The following is a 16,867-nucleotide window of genomic DNA, read 5'->3' on the forward strand; positions in this document are numbered from 1 at the left end:
CCCCCGCGCCGACCCCCGCGCCGATCCCCGCGCCGATCCCCGCGCCGCCGACCGCGGCCCTGGCCCCGCCCGGCCGGAGGCCGCCCCCCGCCGTACCGGAACACCGCCCCACAGGAGGCACACGCAATGACCGCGCAGGCCGGACGCATCATGGCCCGGGAGATCGCCGAACAGCCGGCCGTGCTGCGGCGGCTGCTCGGCGAGGGGATGCCGCGCATCCGTGCCGTGGCCGAGGAGATCGCGGCGCGCGCCCCGCGGTTCGTGCTGCTCACCGCCCGCGGCACCTCGGACAATGCGGCGCTGTACGCCAAGTACCTGCTGGAGATCCGGCTGGGCAGGCCGTGCGGGCTGACCTCGATGTCCGTCACCACCGCCTACAACGCCCCGCAGGACCTCACCGATGTGCTGGTGATCACGGTCAGCCAGTCCGGCGGTTCGCCCGATCTGGTCGCCTCCACCCGGGCCGCCCGGGAGGCCGGGGCGATCACCCTGGCCGTCACCAACAACCCGGACTCCCCGCTGGCGGCGGTCAGCGAGTACCACATCGGCATCCTGGCCGGACCGGAGCGGGCGCTGCCCGCCACCAAGACCTATACCGCCTCGCTGCTGGCGCTGTATCTGTTCGTGGAAGCCCTGGGCGGCTCAGACGGCGCCGCGCGGGCGAAGGAACTGCCCGCGCTGGCCGAGGAGATCCTGGCCCGGGGGGCCGAGATCCGGAACCTGGCCGCCCGCTACCGCTTTGCCGAGCGGATGGTCATCACCTCCCGCGGCTACGGCTACCCGACGGCCAAGGAGGCGGCGCTGAAGCTGATGGAGACCAGCTACATCCCCGCGCTCTCCTACTCCGGCGCCGATCTGCTGCACGGCCCGCTGGCCATGGTGGACAACGTCTCCCCGGTGATCGCCATCGTCACCGAGGGCCGCGGCGGCGAGGCACTGCGCCCGGTGCTGGAGCGGCTGGCCGACCGGGGCGCGGACCTGATGGTGGTCGGCCCGGCCGCGGCGGTGGCCGGTGCCTCCGCCGGTTTTGTGCTGCCCGCCGACGGCGTCCCGGAGGAGCTCCAGCCGGTGCTGGAGATCCTGCCGCTCCAGCTCCTCGCCCACGAGGTCACCATCGCCCGCGGCCAGGACCCCGACGCCCCCCGCTCCCTGGCCAAGGTCACCGAAACCCGCTGAACCCCCGCCGGACCCGCCGGACCGGCGGCGCCCCGGTTCCGGCCCGCACGGGGGCGGGCCGGAACCGGGGCACCGCCGCGGAGACGCCGCCGCTCAGAGCAGCACGCCGCCGCCGGTCTCCAGCCACTGGCCGGTGACCCAGCGGGCGTCCTCGGAGACCAGGAAGCCCACCACGTCGGCGATGTCGGCCGGCTCGCCCACCCGTCCGAGGGCGGCGAAGGCGGCGGCAGCGGCCCGGCCCTCGTCACTGGCGCGCAGCCAGTCGGCGTTCATGTCGGTGTCCGTGGCACCGGGCGCGACCGCGTTGACGGTGATGCCGCGCGGCGCCAGCTCCCGGGCCAGGAACGTGGTGTACACATCCAGCGGGGCCTTGCTGACGGCGTACGGCAGCAGCTCCGTGACCATCGGGCGCCGGGTCAGCACGGTGGAGACGTTGACGATCCGCCCGCCGTCCCGCAACCGGTCCAGGCCGGCCGCGGTGAGCAGCAGCGGCGCCTTGAGGTTCACCGCGAGCAGGTGGTCGATGTTCTCCTCGGTGACCGCGCCGGCCCCCTGCCGGGTGCCGACCACCCCGGCGTTGTTGACCAGGATGTCCAGTCCGCCGGCCGACCGGTCGAACTCGGCCCACAGCCGGGCCGTGCCGTCACCGGTGCTCAGGTCGGCGCGCAGCGGGAAGGCGCTGCCGCCGGCCGCCTCGATCGCGGCCACGGTCTCCTTGGCGCCGCCTTCGCTCTGCCCGTAGTGCACGGCCACCCGGGCGCCGTCCCGGGCCAGCCGCTCGGCGACGGCCCGCCCGATGCCCCGGCTCGCCCCGGTGACCAGCGCGGTCTTGCCGCTGAGTGTGGACATGCCGCACCCTCTTTCTGTAGTGAGTGATACAAAATCGGTACGGACGGCACGCTAGCAGCCCCCCGACGCTTTTTGTAGCGAGCGCTAGTTAAATGTCCGATGCCCGCCGGTCCTTGCTTCCCGGCCCGGCCGGAGCGGCTGCTGTAACGCGCACTACAGAAAATGTCCTGATCTGGCACCATGGGGCCATGACGGAGAAACGGCGCGGGCGGCCCCGGTCCTTCGACCGGGAGGCCGCACTGCGGAAGGCCGTCGACGCCTTCTGGGAGCACGGCTACGAGCCGACCTCCGTCTCCGATCTCACCGAGGCCATGGGGATCGGCGCGCCCAGCCTCTATGCCGCCTTCGGCGACAAGAAGACGCTCTTCCTGGAGGCCGTGGAGGTCTATCTGCACGACTGGGGCGGCTTCACCCGGCGCGCCCTGGCCGAGGAGCCCACCGCCCGCCGGGCCGTGCGCCGGGTGCTGCGGGAGGCCGCGGAGAACTACACCCTGCCCGGCCGGCCCCCGGGCTGCATGGTCACCAATGCCGCGGTGAACTGCGGCGACACCTCCCGGGAGGTGGCCGAGCGGCTGCGCGGGCTACGGCTGGGCAACATGGCCGCCATCCGGGACCGCATCCGGGCCGACGCCGCGGCCGGACTGCTGCCGGCCGGGGCCGATCCGGCGGCGCTGGCCGCCTTCGTCGCCGCGGTGATGCAGGGCATGAGCCAGCAGGCCAGGGACGGCGCCGGGCGGGCCGAGCTGGAGGCGGTGGCGGAGGCCGCCATGGCCGCCTGGCCGGGCACCGGCGAGACGGCGGACCACGGCACCGCGGACGCCGCCGCGGACTGAGGCCCGGCGGACGGAGACCCGGCGTCCGGCCCCGGAAACAGCCACGGGCCGCGGCGCCGGCGGGAGACCCTCAACTCCCCCGGCACCGCAGCCCGGAGCATCGCGGCCAGGGCACCGTCAGGGCAGAGAGCGCCATGGCCTCGCTCTGTCCTCTTGTGCGGAGAGGACAGAAGACTTCCCTCATTCTGGACTGGACCAATCGCTTGTGTCCATGCTCTGAACAGATCCTGTCCGAGTTTTTGCCCCGGCGGTCGGGAATGGTCATCGTGGTGTCGTCTCTTGAGGGCATGATCACGGTGCGTGAGAGTGCCGGCAGGCCGGGCAGGGTTGGGGCATGGGGAAGTGCAGGTCAAGGGTGTGACCGCCGGTAAGCTCGGCCGTGTGCCTTCCATGAACGACCTCGTCCGCGCCCATACCGATCTGGACGAGACCGATCTCGAATGGCTGCACCTGCTGGTGAGCGAGTGGCAGTTGCTGGCCGACCTCTCCTTCGCCGACCTCGTCCTCTGGCTGCCCACCCGGGACGGCGACCGCTACATCTCGGTCGCCCAGATGCGGCCCAACACCGGCCCCACCTCCTACCAGGACGACATGGTGGGCCACACCGTCCCCCGGGGCCGCCGCCCGCTGCTGGACGCGGCCCTGGACGAGGGCCGCATCGTGCGCGAGGGCGATCCGGAGTGGCGGGAGGAGGTCCCCGTCCGGGTGGAGTCCATCCCGGTCCGCCGGGACAGCCGGGTACTCGGCGTGATCGCCCGCAACACCAATCTGCTCACCGTGCGCACCCCCAGCCGGCTGGAGCTCACCTATCTGCAGAGCGCCGCCGATCTGGCCCAGATGATCGCCACCGGCGCCTTCCCCTACCCCGGCCAGCAGGGCGGCATGGACCGCGCGCCCCGGGTCGGGGACGGTTTCATCCGGCTGGACGCCGACGGCATCGTCCAGTACGCCAGCCCCAACGCGCTCTCCGCCTATCACCGGCTGGGGCTGAACGCCGATCTGGTCGGCCTGGAGCTGGGCCAGACCACCGCCGAACTCGCCCCCAGCCGCGGCCCGGTGGACGAGTCGCTGGTCAAACTGGCCAGCGGCTGGGCGCCCCGGGAGGCCGAGATCGAGGGCGCGGACTGCGTGATCCAGTTGCGCGCCATCCCGCTCAAGCCGCGCGGCGAGCGCATCGGCTCCATCATCCTGCTCCGCGACGTCACCGAGCTCCGCCGCCGGGAGCGGGAGCTCATCACCAAGGACGCCACCATCCGGGAAATCCACCACCGGGTGAAGAACAATCTGCAGACCGTGGCCGCGCTGCTGCGGCTGCAGTCCCGGCGGATAGGAGCGGCCGGCGGCGACAGCCCCGACAGCCCGGCCAATCCGGCCAAGGCCGCGCTGGACGAGGCGGTCCGCCGGGTCGGCTCGATCGCCATCGTGCACGAGACGCTCTCCCAGAACCTGGACGAGCGGGTGGAGTTCGACGAGATCGCGGACCGGGTGCTGGCCATGGTCGCGGAACTGTCCCCGGGCCGGATCACCCACCGCCGCACCGGCCGGTTCGGGGTGCTGGACGCGGAGACCGCCACCCCGCTGTCCATGGTGCTCACCGAGGTGGTGCAGAACGCCCTGGAGCATGCCTTCGGGCCGGGTGACAAGGGCACGGTGGAAGTGGCCGCGGCCCGTGGCGAGGCGGGCCGCGGCGCGGGAAAGCTGCTGGTCACCGTGGTGGACGACGGGCGCGGGCTGCCCGCGGGCTTTGACCCGCAGACCTCCGGCAACCTGGGGCTCCAGATCGTCCGCACCCTGGTGGAGGGCGAGTTGGGCGGCCGGTTCGAGATGGCCACGGCCCCCGGGGGCGGCACCCGGGTGATGCTCGACCTGCCGCTGCCGCCCGCCAAGCGCTGACGGCGCCGGACACAGCGTTGAGCCCCGTACCGCGGTGGCCTGCGGTACGGGGCTCGAAGCGACTTCGGGCGCGGTGCTGCGTATTTCTGCGTACTGCTGCGTACTTCTGCGTGCTGCGGTGCTGCTGCTCGGGGCGGTGGTGGCCGGAAGGTGCTGGACCGTCGCTCAGTTCAGGCGGTGGCCTTGCGGGCGCGGTTGCGGGCGGCACGGCGCTTCATGGCACGACGCTCGTCCTCGCTCAGGCCGCCCCAGACCCCGGAGTCCTGGCCGGTCTCCAGTGCCCACTGCAGGCACTGTTCCTGAACGGGGCAGCGGCGGCAGACCGCCTTGGCCTCCTCGATCTGCAGCAGCGCAGGACCGGTGTTGCCGATCGGGAAGAAGAGTTCAGGGTCTTCTTCGCGGCAAACGGCGCGGTGACGCCAGTCCATGTCTGCTCCATCTCCTGCGGATTGCAGTCTCGTTGCTTGTGAATGTGAACGCTTTCACGAGTCCCCCGACAGAAACGAGTCATCGCGCAGAGTCACTGAAAGGACCCCTTGCCATGTCCCATTCGGGGCGAGAGGGGGGAGTCGGGCTCTCAAGGGACCGGCCCGGCGGCCCGTCCCGATCGCCATGTAGAGGTTCGCAAACCTCGGGCGCCGATACAACCCCTTCTGGAAAGTTTTTTTTGATTCTTCGGTGTCGCCTAGCTCACAGCCCTAGTTCCAGCGGGTTGAGGCGCGCCTAAACGTTCGACTGGAAGGACTTTCGGCGGTTCTACTCACACAATCACACGCAGTGCACGGGCTACACCCGAGAAAGTCACGGCTGTGCGCACTCCCAGATGGTCGCCGTCGAGCTGAAAGGGGAGCGGCTGTGCGCAGCGCAGCGTGAACCGCGGAACATCGTGGAGTGACAGGGCATGCCGGCCATGCACCCCGCGCTCCGGGGTGGAACGCAGCAGTTGCGTTCCGTACCGCGTCAGAGCCGCCGGGGAAAGACTGGTCAGGCCCATCACATCGAGCGCCGAGTCGAACGACGTCCCCGGAACGGGGTACACCGGCCGATTTCCCAGATAGGTCCACGGATTGGTGTTGCAGACTATCGTCATCACCAGACCGGTTACCGGTTCTTCACCCGGCCGCTCGACGGTGATGGTGCCCCGGGAACGCTGCGGATCACCGAGGAACTGCCGCAGGGTCTGCCGCACATACAGCGCATGGGTGGAGCGTTTGCCGCGGGCCCGCTGCGCCTCCACCCGGCCCACCACCCCGGCGTCGAATCCCAGCCCCGCGCAGAAGGTGAACCAGCGGGCCGGCACCTCGGCGTCCCGGCTGTCCGCCGGACCGGCCGCATGGCCCAGCCCGATCAGCCGCTCGCTGCCGGTGCGCAGCGCGTCCAGCAGCGCGCCGGTCGCCTCCACCACATCGTTGGGCATGCCCAGCGCGCGGGCGAAGACATTGGTGGAGCCGCCGGGCACCACGGCCAGCCGGGGCAGCCGGTCCGGATCGGGGCCGTGCTCCAGCAGGCCGTTGACCACCTCGTTCACCGTGCCGTCGCCGCCGAGCGCGATCACCGCCTCCACCGAGCCCTGCTCGGCGGCCCGCCGCGCCAGCTCCCGGGCGTGCCCCCGGTACTCGGTGGCCGCCACCTCCAGCTTCAGCTCGCTGGCCAGCGCATGGGTGAGCACCTCACGGGTCCGGACGCTGGTGGTGGTCGCCGCCGGATTGACCACGAGAAGTGCGCGCATGCCCAGCAGCGTAACCGGCGCCCGCCGGCCCGGGCGGCCACGGCCATTCCCGGGGCTTCGCTACGCTGGCGGGGTGAGTGAGAAGGCCGCCGCCCCCAAGGGGCCCGAGAACCGGCCGGCGCACACCGCCGCCGCGGCCGTGCTGACCGGACTGGAGGGCCTGGCCGCCGCCGGGCTCGGGGTGCTCATGCTCGTCCTGGTCGTCACCGGCGATCCGGACGGGGTGGCGCAGGCGGTCACCGGCGCGGTGACGGTGCTGGCGCTGGCCGCCATCCCGCTGGCCGCCGCGTCGGGACTGTGGCGGCTGCGCCGCTGGGCCCGCGGGCCGGCCGTGCTGGTGCAGATCCTGTGCCTGCCGATCGGCTTCGAACTTCTCGCCCAGGGCGGGCTGCTGCGGGCTGCCGGGCTGGCCCTGATGGCCGCCGCGGTGACCGCCCTGGTGTGCCTGTTCTCCGCGCGGACCACCCGGGCGCTGGGCACCGCCGCCCCGGGCCGCCCGGCCTGACCGGACGGGCCGGACGGGCCGGCCCCCGCCCCGGGCTCACTCCTCGACGAGCAGCTTGTCCCGCAGCTGGGCGAGCGTGCGGGCCAGCAGCCGGGAGACATGCATCTGCGAGATGCCGACCTCCTGGGCGATCTGCGACTGGGTCATATTGCCGAAGAAGCGCAGCAGCAGGATCTTCTTCTCGCGCGGCGGCAGTTCCTCCAGCAGCGGCTTGAGCGACTCCCGGTACTCCACGCCCTCCAGGGCGTCGTCCTCCGCGCCCAGGGTGTCGGCCACGGCCGGGGACTCGTCGTCGGTGTCCGGCACGTCCAGGGAGAGGGTGGAGTAGGCGTTGGCCGACTCCAGGCCCTCCAGGACGTCGTCCTCGGAGATCTTCAGCCGCTCGGCCAGCTCGTGCACGGTGGGCGCGCGCCCGTGCTGCTGGGACAGCTCGGCGGTGGCCGTGGAGAGCGACAGCCGCAGCTCCTGGAGCCGGCGCGGCACCCGCACCGCCCAGCCCTTGTCACGGAAATGGCGCTTGATCTCGCCGACCACGGTGGGCGTGGCATAGGTGGAGAACTCCACGCCCCGGTCCGGGTCGAAGCGGTCCACCGACTTGATCAGGCCGATGGTGGCCACCTGGGTGAGGTCGTCCAGCGGCTCGCCGCGGTTGCGGAACCGCCGCGCCAGATGCTCGACCAGCGGCAGATGCATGCGCACCAGACGGTCCCGCAGCTCCGCCCGCTGCGGCGAGCCCTCGGGCAGGGTGCGCAGCTCGACGAAGAGTTCCCGGGCCGCGCCGCGGTCCTGGGCGCTCCGGCCGCCGCCGCCCGGCCCGGACGAGCCCGGCGGGAGCGGTGCCGCTCCGGCGGAGGGCGCCACGGTTGCCCCGGGGGCGGACGGCAGGGAGCCGGCCGGGCCGGGCTGGGCGGGCAGACCGGGCGCGGTCGTGGAGGAGGCCGGACGGTCCGCGGCATCGGCATGGCCGGCGGACCGGTGCTGGGGAGGACGGGTACGGGCCGGGCGGGTGTCCCGCCCGGGCTGCGCGGCGGCGGCCGGTGCCGCCTGCCCCACGGCGCGCGGGCCGTGGGCCGCGTCGTTCAGATCCCTCACAGCAGCCCCCTTCTCATCCCCTGACGTGCCCGGCCGGCGGTCACGGCGTTCCCGGTGCCGCGCCGCGCTTCTTGTGCAGGCTGATGCTGACCGTGCGGTCCTCGGCCACCGCCGATTCCACCTCGCCGGCGAGGGCGGTCAGGACGGTCCAGGCGAAGGTGTCCCGTTCCGGCGCGCGGCCCTCGGTGGTCGGCGCCGAGACGGTGACGTGCAGCGCGTCCCCGTCCAGGGTGAAAAGGCAGCTCAGCGCTGAGCCGGGGATGGCCTGCTGGAGCAGGATCGCGCAGGCCTCGTCCACCGCGATCCGCAGGTCCTCGATCTCGTCAAGGGTGAAGTCCAGGCGGGCCGCCAGTCCGGCCGTGGCCGTCCGGAGTACCGACAGATAGGCTCCCGCGGCCGGGAGCCTGACTTCCACGAAGTCCTGCGAGCCGCGTTCCCCTGGGATCTCGGTCACCCTCACCTCCACGGTGATCCACACGGACGGGCGCCACGCCGGACGCCCTTGCCATCATCCAACGAACCGTGGTGCCCGTTGGTTCGCCGGTCCGTCCGAGACGCTACCCCGATCCGCGGCACACTGTCGCCTTATCACTCATCGTATTGCATTCGGTGCAATCTGTGGCCAGAGGGGGTGGTCAATTCCCAGAAGATTCCGATGGGTTGCCGTGTGTTTTCCGGCAGTTCGCGCGGATTATCAGCAGCTGGACGGTCATCCGGTGATCACCGCGGCCAGGACCGTCCCCGGCGGGAAAGCGCCCTCGGCGGTGAGCGCGGTCAGGGCCCAGAGCAGCTTGGCGACATAGACCGGCTCGGGCACCGGCACCCCGTGCCGGGCGGCGAAATCCTCGGCGAAGGCGGTGAGCGCGGCGGGCGTACGGGCGTAACCGCCGTGGTGGAAGCGCTCGTCCAGGCGCCAGTCGCCACGCGGCGCGCCATAGGTCTCGCACTGCAGCCGCCGTATCCCGTCGGCCAGAAAACCGCCCTTCAGCACCGGGATGCCCAGCGCGGACTGGTCCCGGCCCAGCCCGGCCGCCAGGCCCGCCAGGGTGCCCCCGGTGCCGCACGGCACGGCCGCCAGATGCGGGCGCGGCCCGGGCGGGGCGGCGGCGTCCAGCTCCCGGCCCAGCGCCGCACAGCCGCGCACCGCCAGGGCATTGCTGCCCCCCTCCGGCACCACATAGGGCTCCGCGAACGGCCCCGCGGCGGCGAACCCGGCGCACAGCCGGTGCAGATACTCCGGCCGGTGCCGCTCCCGGTAGTCGGCCCGGCTGACGAAATGCAGCCGCATGCCGTCGGCCGCGCAGCGGGCCAGCGAGGGGTTGAGCGGCCGGCCGGCCAGTTCCTCGCCGCGCACCACGCCGATGGTGCGCAGGCCGAGCAGACGTCCGGCCGCGGCGGTGGCGCGCAGATGATTGGACCAGGCGCCGCCGAAGGTGAGGACGGACCGATGGCCGCCGGCCAGCGCCGCGTCCAGATTGGGCACGAGTTTGCGCCATTTGTTGCCGGTCACCTCGGGGTGCAGCAGATCGTCGCGCTTGAGCAGCAGCCGCACTCCGTGCCGGGCGAACCGCTCGTCCCGCACCTCCTCCAGCGGCGACGGCCCGCGCACGCCCAGCACCCGCTCCGCCGCCCCGGCGGTGCCCCCCGCTTCCCGCTCCGTCCGCTTCACACCCACCGCTCCATTCTCCCGCCCCGCCCGGGCGGCGTACGGGACAGGGGGCCGGGGTCAGGTCCAGCCGTGCAGGGTGACCGCGGGGGGCCGCTCCAGGCAGGCGCCGACCAGCCGTTCGCTGTCGAGGACCACCTCGGCGGGCAGGGCGTCCACCGGCACCCACCGCACCTCGGCGTGCTTCTCCGGCTCGCGGTTGACCGGCTCGCCCGACCAGCGGCGCACCAGGAAAACCACGGTGACGAAGCCGGCGGGCGCCTCGGCGCCGCGCGCCGCGTGCACCACATGGGCCAGTTGCAGATCCTCCGCCCGGACCCGCAGCCCGGTCTCCTCCCACAGCTCGCGCACGGCGGCGGCGGTGACCGGTTCGCCCGGGTCGCACTTGCCCACCGGCAGGTCCCACAGCCCCCGGCCGAACTTGGCCCGCGGCCCGCGGCGCAGCATCAGCACCCGGCCCGCGTCCGCGTCGTGCACCACCACGGCGGCGCTGAGCACGGTCATCGAGCCGAGCGCCGGCGGCAGCGGGCCGGGACCGGCCGGACCGGAGGCAGCGGCGGCCGGGCCTGCGGCGGATGAGCCTGCGGCGGACGGGCCTGCGGGGACGGGAAAGGAGGACGCGCTCATCGGGCCAGCCTAGGCAGCCGCACCACGGCGGCCGCGCCCGGCCCGGGCGGCACGGTCGACGAGGGTGTCGACGAGGGTATCGTCGAGGTCCGGCCGGTCATGGAGGCCGCCGCCGGCCCGGAGATGTGACGCAGCCCCGTCGGCCCGGCGGCCCGGAGGGGGAGAGGGAGCCGCATGACGGACGCCGGGGCCGGCGAGGACACCGAGCTGGCGCTGCTGCCCCGGCACCGTCTCACCGCCCCGGCCGCGGACGACACCGAGCTGCCGCCGTCCGCCGACGACACCCTGGTGCTGCTCTTCCTCTGCTGCCGTCCGGAGCTGACCCCGGCCTCCCGGATCGCCCTGACGCTGCGCGCCGTGGGCGGTCTGACCACCGCCGAGATCGCGCACGCCTTCCTGGTGCCGGAGGCCACCATGGGGCAGCGCATCAGCCGGGCCAAGCAGCGCATCCGGCGCAGCGGTGCCCGCTTCGAGCTGCCGGGACCCGAGGACCGCGGCCGGCGGCTGCCGGAGGTGCTGCACATCCTCTATCTGATCTTCAACGAGGGCTACACCGCCACCAGTGGCCCGGAGCTGCTGCGGACCGATCTGGTCGCCGAGGCGATCCGGCTCACCCGCGTCCTCGGCCGGCTGCTGCCGGACGATCCGGAGGTGGCCGGGCTGCTGGCGCTGATGCTGCTCACCGATGCCCGCCGGCCGGCCCGCACCCTGCCGGACGGCGCCCTGGTGCCGCTGGCCGAGCAGGACAGGTCCCGGTGGGACCGGGCGGCGATCGACGAGGGGGTGGCGCTGATCACCGCCACGCTGCGGCGCCGGCGGCCGGGCCCGTACCAGTTGCAGGCGGCGATCGCCGCCGTGCACGACGAGGCGGAGCGGGCCGAGGACACCGACTGGCCGCAGATCCTGGCGCTCTACGAGATGCTGGAGCGGATCGCGCCCAGCCCGGTGGTGACGCTCAACCGGGCGGTGGCGCTGGCCATGGTGGCCGGGCCCCGGGCCGGGCTGGAGCTGCTGGAGAAGGTGGCCGGGGACGAGCGGCTGGCCGGGCAGCACCGGCTGGACGCGGTACGGGCGCATCTGCTGGAGCGGGCCGGGGAGGTCTCGGCCGCCCGGGAGGCCTACCGGCGGGCGGCGGCGGCCACGCGCAGCCTGCCGGAGCGGCGCCATCTGCACGAGCGGGCGGCCCGGCTGGCCGGCGGCTGAGACGTCCCCGCCCCGTCCGGCTACTCCACGGTGATGTTCTCGATGACCACGTCCTCCACCGGCCGGTCGGTCGCGTCGGTGTCCACCGTGGCGATGGCGTCCACCACGGCCTGGCTGTCCTCGTCGGCCACCTCGCCGAAGATGGTGTGCTTCTGGTCCAGGTGCGGGGTGGGCACCACGGTGATGAAGAACTGCGAGCCGTTGGTGTTGGGCCCGGAGTTGGCCATGGCCAGCAGATAGGGCCGGTCGAAGGTCAGCTCCGGATCGAACTCGTCCTCGAACTGGTAGCCGGGCCCGCCGGCACCGGTGCCCTGCGGGTCGCCGCCCTGGATCATGAAATCGGCGATCACCCGGTGGAAGATCGTGCCGTCGTAGAGCGGCTCGTCGCCCTCCTGGCCCTCCCACTCCTTGTCGCCGGTGGCCAGGCCGGTGAAGTTCTCCACCGTCAGAGGAGCCTGCTCGGGGAACAGCTCCACCGCGATGTCGCCCATGCTGGTGTGGATGGTCGCCTGCGTCGCGGCCGGGCCGGACGAGTCGCCGTCGCCGGAGCAGGCCGTCACCAGGCCCACGGAGAGCAGCACGGTGAACACGGGGGAGAGGAGACGTCGTCGCGCGGACATCACGGCAATGCCTTCCTGCGTAGGGAGGGGCGTCAAGGAGAACACGCCATCATCAGCAGCCACATCATGCACCACCAACCCCGCGGTGCAGCAGGGTGCGGCAGCGGCCGGCACAACCGCCGGACGCCCGGCGGCCGGCGCGGTACTACCCTTCGGGCATGCTCACCTTGCGTCCCACCTCGCCCGATGACCTTCCGCTGCTGGCCGCCCTGGAGATGGGCCCGGACACCGCGGTCTGGCTCAGCGAGACCGGAGTGGAATGGCACCGCCGTGCCCTGGACGACCCCGACCAGGAGCATCTGACCGCCGAGGAGGACGGCACCCCGGCCGGATTCTGCGTGCTGGCCGGGTTGCGGGACGGCGGGGGCGCGGTCGAGGTCCGCCGCCTGGTGCTGCGCCCCGCGCTGCGCGGCGAGGGCCGGGGCCGGGAACTGCTGCGCGCCTCGGTCGCCCGGGCGTACCGGGAGCACCGGGCGCAGCGGGTCTGGCTGGATGTGAAGCCGCACAATCTCCGGGCCCGCACCCTCTACGAGTCGGAGGACTTCGAGCACACCGAGACGGTGCCCGGCGCCATGGTGGAGACCGACGGCTCGCCCTGCGATCTGCTGATCATGACGCACCGCCGCCCGTAGCGGCACCGCACCGGCCGCACCGGCCCCACCGGCCCGCACCCGGTCTCCGGGTACCGGGCCGACCGGTCCCCCCGAGCCGCTAGGCTCCCCTTCATCGACGCACACGGATTTCCCCAGCCCTCCGCGCCGGGCCCCGGCTTCGGCCCGCCCGTGCCGCCGCCCGTGCCGGTGCCCGCGAGCCCGGCGCCGTCCCCGCCGCCGGGGCGGCGCGGCTATGCCGCCGGGCTGTTCTTCTTCGGCCAGGGCCAGCGCTGGGTGGTCCGCCACCCGGCCGGCTACGCCCGCTGCCTGATCCCGGCGCTGATCACCTTCGCCCTCTACACGGCCGCGCTGCTGGTGCTCGCCTTCCGGGCGGACAACCTGGCGGCCTGGGTGACGCCCTTCGCCGACGACTGGGACAGCGGCTGGCGCACCGCCCTGCGGATTGTCGTCGGGATCGCCTTCGTGGGCGCCGGGCTGCTGCTCGCCGCCCTCACCTTCACCGCCGTCACCCTGCTCATCGGCGACCCGTTCTACGACACGCTCTCCGCCCGGGTGGAGGCCGCCTACGGCCCGGTCCCGGCCGGCCCGGACCGCCCGCTCTGGCGCGAGCTGCTGATCTCCGCACGCGAGAGCCTCTACATGTTCTGGCGCGCCCTGCTGTTCGCCGTGCCGCTGTTCTTCCTGGGCCTGGTGCCGTTCGCCGGGCAGCTCCTGGCCCCGGTGCTGGGCATCGCCGTGGCCGGCTTCTTTCTGACCGCCGAGCTCTCCTCCTACGCCCTGTCGCGGCGCGGCCTGCCGGTCAGGGCGCGGCTGCGGCTGATGCGCGCGCACCGCAAGCGGGCCCTGGGCTTCGGCGTCCCCCTGGCGCTGCTCTTTCTGATCCCGCTGGCCGCCGTCTTTCTGATGCCCGGCGCCGTCGCCGGTGCCACCCTCCTCGCCCGCGACCTCCACCCGGCCCCCGCCCCGCCCGCCGCCTGACCGCCCGGCCGCGACGGGAGGGCGCCCGCGGCCGGGCGGCCCGGCAGGCGTAGCGTGCCGCTGTCCGCACGACGCGGGCCGAGGGGCCGAGGGGCCGGGAGGCTGTGGTGGCTGCTGTTTCGATGTGGCTGCGCGGGGTGGTGATGCGGCTGCACCCCGCCCGGGCGGTGGTGCTGGCCTTCGGCACGGTGACCGTGGCCGGCGCCACGCTGCTGGCACTGCCCGCCTCCTCGCAGTCCGGCGAGGTGACCGGGCCGGTGGACGCGCTGTTCACGGCGACCTCGGCGGTGTGCGTGACCGGGCTGGCGGTGGTGGACACCGGCTCGTACTGGAGCGGTTTCGGCCAGGCGGTGATCCTGGGACTGATCCAGGTGGGCGGGTTCGGCATCATGACGATGGCCTCGCTGCTGGCGCTGCTGATTTCCGGCCGGATGCGGATGCGGCTGGAGCTGACCGCGCAGGCGGAGACCAAGTCCCTGGGGCTGGGCGAGGTGCGGGCCGTCATCGTGCGGGTGGCGGTGATCACGCTGGTCGCCGAAGGGGTCACCGCCCTGCTGCTGGCGGCCCGGTTCCGCCTGGGCTACGGCGAGCCGCTCGGGGACGCGGTGTACTCGGGGGTCTTCCACGCCGTCTCGGCGTTCAACAACGCCGGCTTCGGCCTGTACCCCGACAGCCTGGTCCGCTACGCCGCCGATCCGTGGGTGACCCTTCCGGTGGCCGCGGCGGTGATTCTGGGCGGTATCGGCTTCCCCGTGATCATCGAGGTGCTGCGGTACCGCGCCCGCCACCGCGCCACCGGCAGCCGGAACTGGTCGCTGCATCTCAAGCTCACCGTGACCACCACCGCCGCGCTGCTGGCGGCGGGCACGGCGCTGACGCTGGGGCTGGAGTGGGCCAACCCCGGCACCCTGGGACCGATGGACGTGCCGGGCAAGCTGCTCAACGCCTTCTTCCACTCCGCCATGAGCCGCACCGCCGGCTTCAACGCCCTCGACATCGCCGCGCTGGGACACGCCACGCTGTTCGCCACCTGCGTGCTGATGTTCATCGGCGGCGGCAGCGCCGGCACCGCGGGCGGCATCAAGGTCACCACCTTCGCCGTCCTGGGCGCCGCGATCCTCGCCGAGGTCCGCGGCGAGCCGGACTCCGGTGCCTTCCGCCGCCGGCTCTCTCCCCATGTGCTGCGCCAGGCGCTGACCGTGGCCCTGCTCGGGGTGGGCCTGGTCGCCGCCGCCGTCATCGCGCTCCAGGCCATGGCCGGGGCCGGGCTGGAGGTGGTGCTGTTCGAGACGGTCTCGGCGTTCGGCACCGTGGGGCTGTCCGCCGGGCTCACCGCCGAGCTGCCGCCGGCCGGCGAGCTGATCCTCGTCATGCTGATGTTCGTCGGCCGCCTCGGCCCCATCACCCTGGCCTCGGCGCTCGCCCTGCGCGAGCGCACCCGCCGCTTCCACTACCCCGAGGAGCGCCCCGTCATCGGCTGATCCGCACGCGGGCGGAGGCGGTGCGCGGGGCCGGCCGGACCGGCGGGCGCCGGGAGGAAAGACGATCATCCCTCGGAAGGGCACGCCCGCATGGGCGGCTGCTGCCGAAGCTGACGGGCCGGCCCCGCCGTGCACCATGTTCCTGCATGGCTCGGGCTATTGCAAGCTCTTCGCAATAAGGGCTTAGGGTGGGTGACGGACGATCACCGTCAAGGAAAGGAAGCCACCATGGGCGCCTACACGCTGCCCGACCTGCCCTACGACTACGGTGCGCTGGCCCCGGCCATCACCGGCGAGATCCTGGAACTGCACCACGCCAGGCACCACGCCGCCTACGTCAAGGGCGCCAACGACACCCTGGAGCAGCTCGCCGAGGCCCGCGAGAAGGACGCGCTGACCCCGGCCGGCCTGGTCGGCCTGGAGAAGACCTACGCCTTCAACCTCTCCGGCCATGTCCTGCACTCGATCTTCTGGCAGAACCTCTCACCCGACGGCGGCGACCGCCCGGCAGGCGCCCTGGCCGACGCCATCGACGAACACCTCGGCGGCTTCGAGGCGTTCAAGCGGCAGCTCACCCTGGCCACCGCCTCCGTGCAGGGCTCCGGCTGGGGCGTGCTGGCCTGGGAACCGCTGGGCCGCCGCCTGATCGTGGAGCAGGTCTACGACCACCACGGCAACGTCGGCCAGGGCTCCACCCCGCTGCTGGTCTTCGACGCCTGGGAACACGCCTACTACCTCCAGTACCGCAACGTCCGCCCCGACTACGTCACCAGACTCTGGGACCTGGTCGACTGGAACGACGTCGCGGCCCGCTACCGCACCGCCTCCGCCGCCTGACCGGCCGCGCGGAGAAGAGCAGGCGGGCCCGGAAACCGGCCATGCCGCGGCCGTCGTCGCTCTGCGGGGACACGCCCGTCCGGGGCAAGAGCGGGAACGACCGCACCCGGTCCGGTAGGGACGCCGTGGTGGGCGGCCTGCGGACCGGGTGCGGGTCACCAAGGACCATGCGGAGAAGATACCCGCAGGTCAGGGAGGTGGAAGGGCGGTCAGCCCTTCTTGGTCTCCCAGTAACCGGCCAGGTCCCTGACCTGCGGCAACTCCCGCCGCGCGTCGGTGACCTGGCCTGTTTCCGCTTGCCCGCGTTGGCCCGTGACGGGCCCTTACGGCTGTCCTGCGGACTCTCTGCGGACCGCTCCGGGACTGCCGGGAGAGTGTTCCTCGCCGATCAGGCTGCAGGGATTAGCAGGACACAGGCGCTGGTGAAGTGGGTCTCCATGATGGCGTGGTGCAGGTGTCCGGAGGTGGGCCCGATCGGCCGTGCCGTGCACGGCTCACCGGCGCCGCTGGCTGCTGCTCCAAGGGACGCCGCCGGGACCGGTGAGGGGGAGCGGCCATCGGCCTGCTTCGGGCGGCTGCCCAAGTCATCCTGGTCACGCTGCAAAGTTGGCTGCGGGAGTTGGGAGGCGAAGAGCCAGCGCAGCGTTCATGGCGAGATGAAACGCACGGTGGTCGGCAGGGTGTAGCCGAGTTCGGTGAGGCGGGTGGCGATGTAGGTGGGGGTGCGGCCGGTCCGTGCGGCGGCGTGGAGGAGGTGTGCGGGG

At 73.1% G+C, this 16,867-nt stretch carries 18 protein-coding genes; 9 read left to right on the forward strand and 9 right to left on the reverse strand.

Translation table 11 applies throughout. From position 1 onward, the window contains the following. Window positions 1-126: 126 nt before the first annotated feature. Window positions 127-1,176: an SIS domain-containing protein gene (locus tag BM242_RS21915; RefSeq protein ID WP_093840603.1), complete on the forward strand. Its 1,050-nt coding sequence runs from the start codon at window positions 127-129 to the stop codon at window positions 1,174-1,176. Between the two features lie 93 nt (window positions 1,177-1,269). Here the strand turns inward: BM242_RS21915 and BM242_RS21920 are convergent, their stop codons facing one another. Further along, window positions 1,270-2,025: an SDR family oxidoreductase gene (locus BM242_RS21920; RefSeq protein WP_093840604.1), complete on the reverse strand. Its 756-nt coding sequence runs from the start codon at window positions 2,023-2,025 to the stop codon at window positions 1,270-1,272. 188 nt (window positions 2,026-2,213) lie between these two features. Here BM242_RS21920 and BM242_RS21925 point away from each other — a divergent pair, with 188 nt between their 5' ends. Next, a complete protein-coding gene (locus tag BM242_RS21925) occupies window positions 2,214-2,858 on the forward strand; it encodes a TetR/AcrR family transcriptional regulator (RefSeq protein ID WP_093840605.1) in 645 nt (214 codons plus the stop codon). A gap of 390 nt (window positions 2,859-3,248) precedes the next feature. Continuing rightward, complete coding sequence (locus tag BM242_RS21930; protein ID WP_093840639.1) at window positions 3,249-4,751, forward strand: PAS domain-containing sensor histidine kinase; 1,503 nt, start codon at window positions 3,249-3,251, stop codon at window positions 4,749-4,751. A gap of 170 nt (window positions 4,752-4,921) precedes the next feature. Here BM242_RS21930 and BM242_RS21935 read toward each other — a convergent pair whose 3' ends face one another. Next, window positions 4,922-5,179: a WhiB family transcriptional regulator gene (locus tag BM242_RS21935; RefSeq protein ID WP_093840606.1), complete on the reverse strand. Its 258-nt coding sequence runs from the start codon at window positions 5,177-5,179 to the stop codon at window positions 4,922-4,924. Window positions 5,180-5,511: 332 nt separating this feature from the next. After that, entirely contained in the window at window positions 5,512-6,480 is a 969-nt protein-coding gene (locus BM242_RS21940; RefSeq protein ID WP_093840607.1) for a diacylglycerol/lipid kinase family protein, read from the reverse strand. A 73-nt stretch (window positions 6,481-6,553) separates the two neighbouring features. On the opposite strand from BM242_RS21940, the gene BM242_RS21945 reads away from it, so the two are divergent. After that, window positions 6,554-6,985: a hypothetical protein gene (locus tag BM242_RS21945; RefSeq protein WP_093840608.1), complete on the forward strand. Its 432-nt coding sequence runs from the start codon at window positions 6,554-6,556 to the stop codon at window positions 6,983-6,985. Between the two features lie 36 nt (window positions 6,986-7,021). On the opposite strand, the gene BM242_RS21950 is transcribed toward BM242_RS21945, so the two are convergent. The 4 genes from BM242_RS21950 to BM242_RS21965 all read right to left on the reverse strand — a co-directional run bounded on the left by BM242_RS21950 (window position 7,022) and on the right by BM242_RS21965 (window position 10,247). Next, the gene (locus BM242_RS21950; protein WP_425443909.1) at window positions 7,022-8,077 is read right to left on the reverse strand and encodes an RNA polymerase sigma factor SigF; all 1,056 of its coding nucleotides are present in this window, start codon (window positions 8,075-8,077) and stop codon (window positions 7,022-7,024) included. A 40-nt stretch (window positions 8,078-8,117) separates the two neighbouring features. Next, entirely contained in the window at window positions 8,118-8,531 is a 414-nt protein-coding gene (locus tag BM242_RS21955; RefSeq protein WP_093840640.1) for an ATP-binding protein, read from the reverse strand. A gap of 255 nt (window positions 8,532-8,786) precedes the next feature. Beyond that, window positions 8,787-9,695: a 1-aminocyclopropane-1-carboxylate deaminase/D-cysteine desulfhydrase gene (locus BM242_RS21960; RefSeq protein WP_093840641.1), complete on the reverse strand. Its 909-nt coding sequence runs from the start codon at window positions 9,693-9,695 to the stop codon at window positions 8,787-8,789. 108 nt (window positions 9,696-9,803) lie between these two features. Then, the gene (locus BM242_RS21965) at window positions 9,804-10,247 is read right to left on the reverse strand and encodes an NUDIX domain-containing protein (RefSeq protein ID WP_093840609.1); all 444 of its coding nucleotides are present in this window, start codon (window positions 10,245-10,247) and stop codon (window positions 9,804-9,806) included. A 297-nt stretch (window positions 10,248-10,544) separates the two neighbouring features. On the opposite strand from BM242_RS21965, the gene BM242_RS21970 reads away from it, so the two are divergent. Continuing rightward, window positions 10,545-11,573: an RNA polymerase sigma factor gene (locus tag BM242_RS21970; RefSeq protein WP_093840610.1), complete on the forward strand. Its 1,029-nt coding sequence runs from the start codon at window positions 10,545-10,547 to the stop codon at window positions 11,571-11,573. A 20-nt stretch (window positions 11,574-11,593) separates the two neighbouring features. On the opposite strand, the gene BM242_RS21975 is transcribed toward BM242_RS21970, so the two are convergent. Further along, on the reverse strand, window positions 11,594-12,193 hold the full coding sequence (locus BM242_RS21975) for a peptidylprolyl isomerase (RefSeq protein ID WP_093840611.1): 600 nt from the start codon (window positions 12,191-12,193) through the stop codon (window positions 11,594-11,596). A 158-nt stretch (window positions 12,194-12,351) separates the two neighbouring features. Between BM242_RS21975 and BM242_RS21980 the strand changes: the two genes are divergently transcribed. The 4 genes from BM242_RS21980 (at window position 12,352) to BM242_RS21995 (ending at window position 16,103) form a co-directional block, all read left to right on the forward strand. Beyond that, window positions 12,352-12,825 (forward strand): GNAT family N-acetyltransferase, encoded by a 474-nt coding sequence (locus tag BM242_RS21980; protein WP_093840612.1) that lies wholly within the window; start codon window positions 12,352-12,354, stop codon window positions 12,823-12,825. Between the two features lie 168 nt (window positions 12,826-12,993). Beyond that, the gene (locus BM242_RS21985) at window positions 12,994-13,785 is read left to right on the forward strand and encodes an EI24 domain-containing protein (protein ID WP_245834381.1); all 792 of its coding nucleotides are present in this window, start codon (window positions 12,994-12,996) and stop codon (window positions 13,783-13,785) included. Window positions 13,786-13,892: 107 nt separating this feature from the next. Then, on the forward strand, window positions 13,893-15,266 hold the full coding sequence (locus BM242_RS21990) for a TrkH family potassium uptake protein (protein ID WP_245834382.1): 1,374 nt from the start codon (window positions 13,893-13,895) through the stop codon (window positions 15,264-15,266). Window positions 15,267-15,494: 228 nt separating this feature from the next. Next, on the forward strand, window positions 15,495-16,103 hold the full coding sequence (locus tag BM242_RS21995) for a superoxide dismutase (protein ID WP_093840615.1): 609 nt from the start codon (window positions 15,495-15,497) through the stop codon (window positions 16,101-16,103). A 646-nt stretch (window positions 16,104-16,749) separates the two neighbouring features. On the opposite strand, the gene BM242_RS31230 is transcribed toward BM242_RS21995, so the two are convergent. Continuing rightward, a partial coding sequence (locus BM242_RS31230) for a wHTH domain-containing protein (RefSeq protein ID WP_425443912.1) occupies window positions 16,750-16,867 on the reverse strand: 118 nt, incomplete at its 5' end.

The sequence above is a fragment of the Streptomyces aidingensis genome, from assembly GCF_900112355.1.
Classification (GTDB): Bacteria; Actinomycetota; Actinomycetes; order Streptomycetales; family Streptomycetaceae; genus Streptomyces; species Streptomyces aidingensis.

Excerpts from the sequence above, each read along its gene's own strand:
- BM242_RS21915 (WP_093840603.1), top strand. The coding sequence starts at position 127 with ATGACCGCGCAGGCCGGACGCATCATGGCCCGGGAGATCGCCGAACAG.
- BM242_RS21920 (WP_093840604.1), bottom strand. The coding sequence starts at position 2,025 with ATGTCCACACTCAGCGGCAAGACCGCGCTGGTCACCGGGGCGAGCCGG.
- BM242_RS21925 (WP_093840605.1), top strand. The coding sequence starts at position 2,214 with ATGACGGAGAAACGGCGCGGGCGGCCCCGGTCCTTCGACCGGGAGGCC.
- BM242_RS21930 (WP_093840639.1), top strand. The coding sequence starts at position 3,249 with ATGAACGACCTCGTCCGCGCCCATACCGATCTGGACGAGACCGATCTC.
- BM242_RS21935 (WP_093840606.1), bottom strand. The coding sequence starts at position 5,179 with ATGGACTGGCGTCACCGCGCCGTTTGCCGCGAAGAAGACCCTGAACTC.
- BM242_RS21940 (WP_093840607.1), bottom strand. The coding sequence starts at position 6,480 with ATGCGCGCACTTCTCGTGGTCAATCCGGCGGCGACCACCACCAGCGTC.
- BM242_RS21965 (WP_093840609.1), bottom strand. The coding sequence starts at position 10,247 with ATGACCGTGCTCAGCGCCGCCGTGGTGGTGCACGACGCGGACGCGGGC.
- BM242_RS21970 (WP_093840610.1), top strand. The coding sequence starts at position 10,545 with ATGACGGACGCCGGGGCCGGCGAGGACACCGAGCTGGCGCTGCTGCCC.
- BM242_RS21975 (WP_093840611.1), bottom strand. The coding sequence starts at position 12,193 with ATGTCCGCGCGACGACGTCTCCTCTCCCCCGTGTTCACCGTGCTGCTC.
- BM242_RS21980 (WP_093840612.1), top strand. The coding sequence starts at position 12,352 with ATGCTCACCTTGCGTCCCACCTCGCCCGATGACCTTCCGCTGCTGGCC.
- BM242_RS21995 (WP_093840615.1), top strand. The coding sequence starts at position 15,495 with ATGGGCGCCTACACGCTGCCCGACCTGCCCTACGACTACGGTGCGCTG.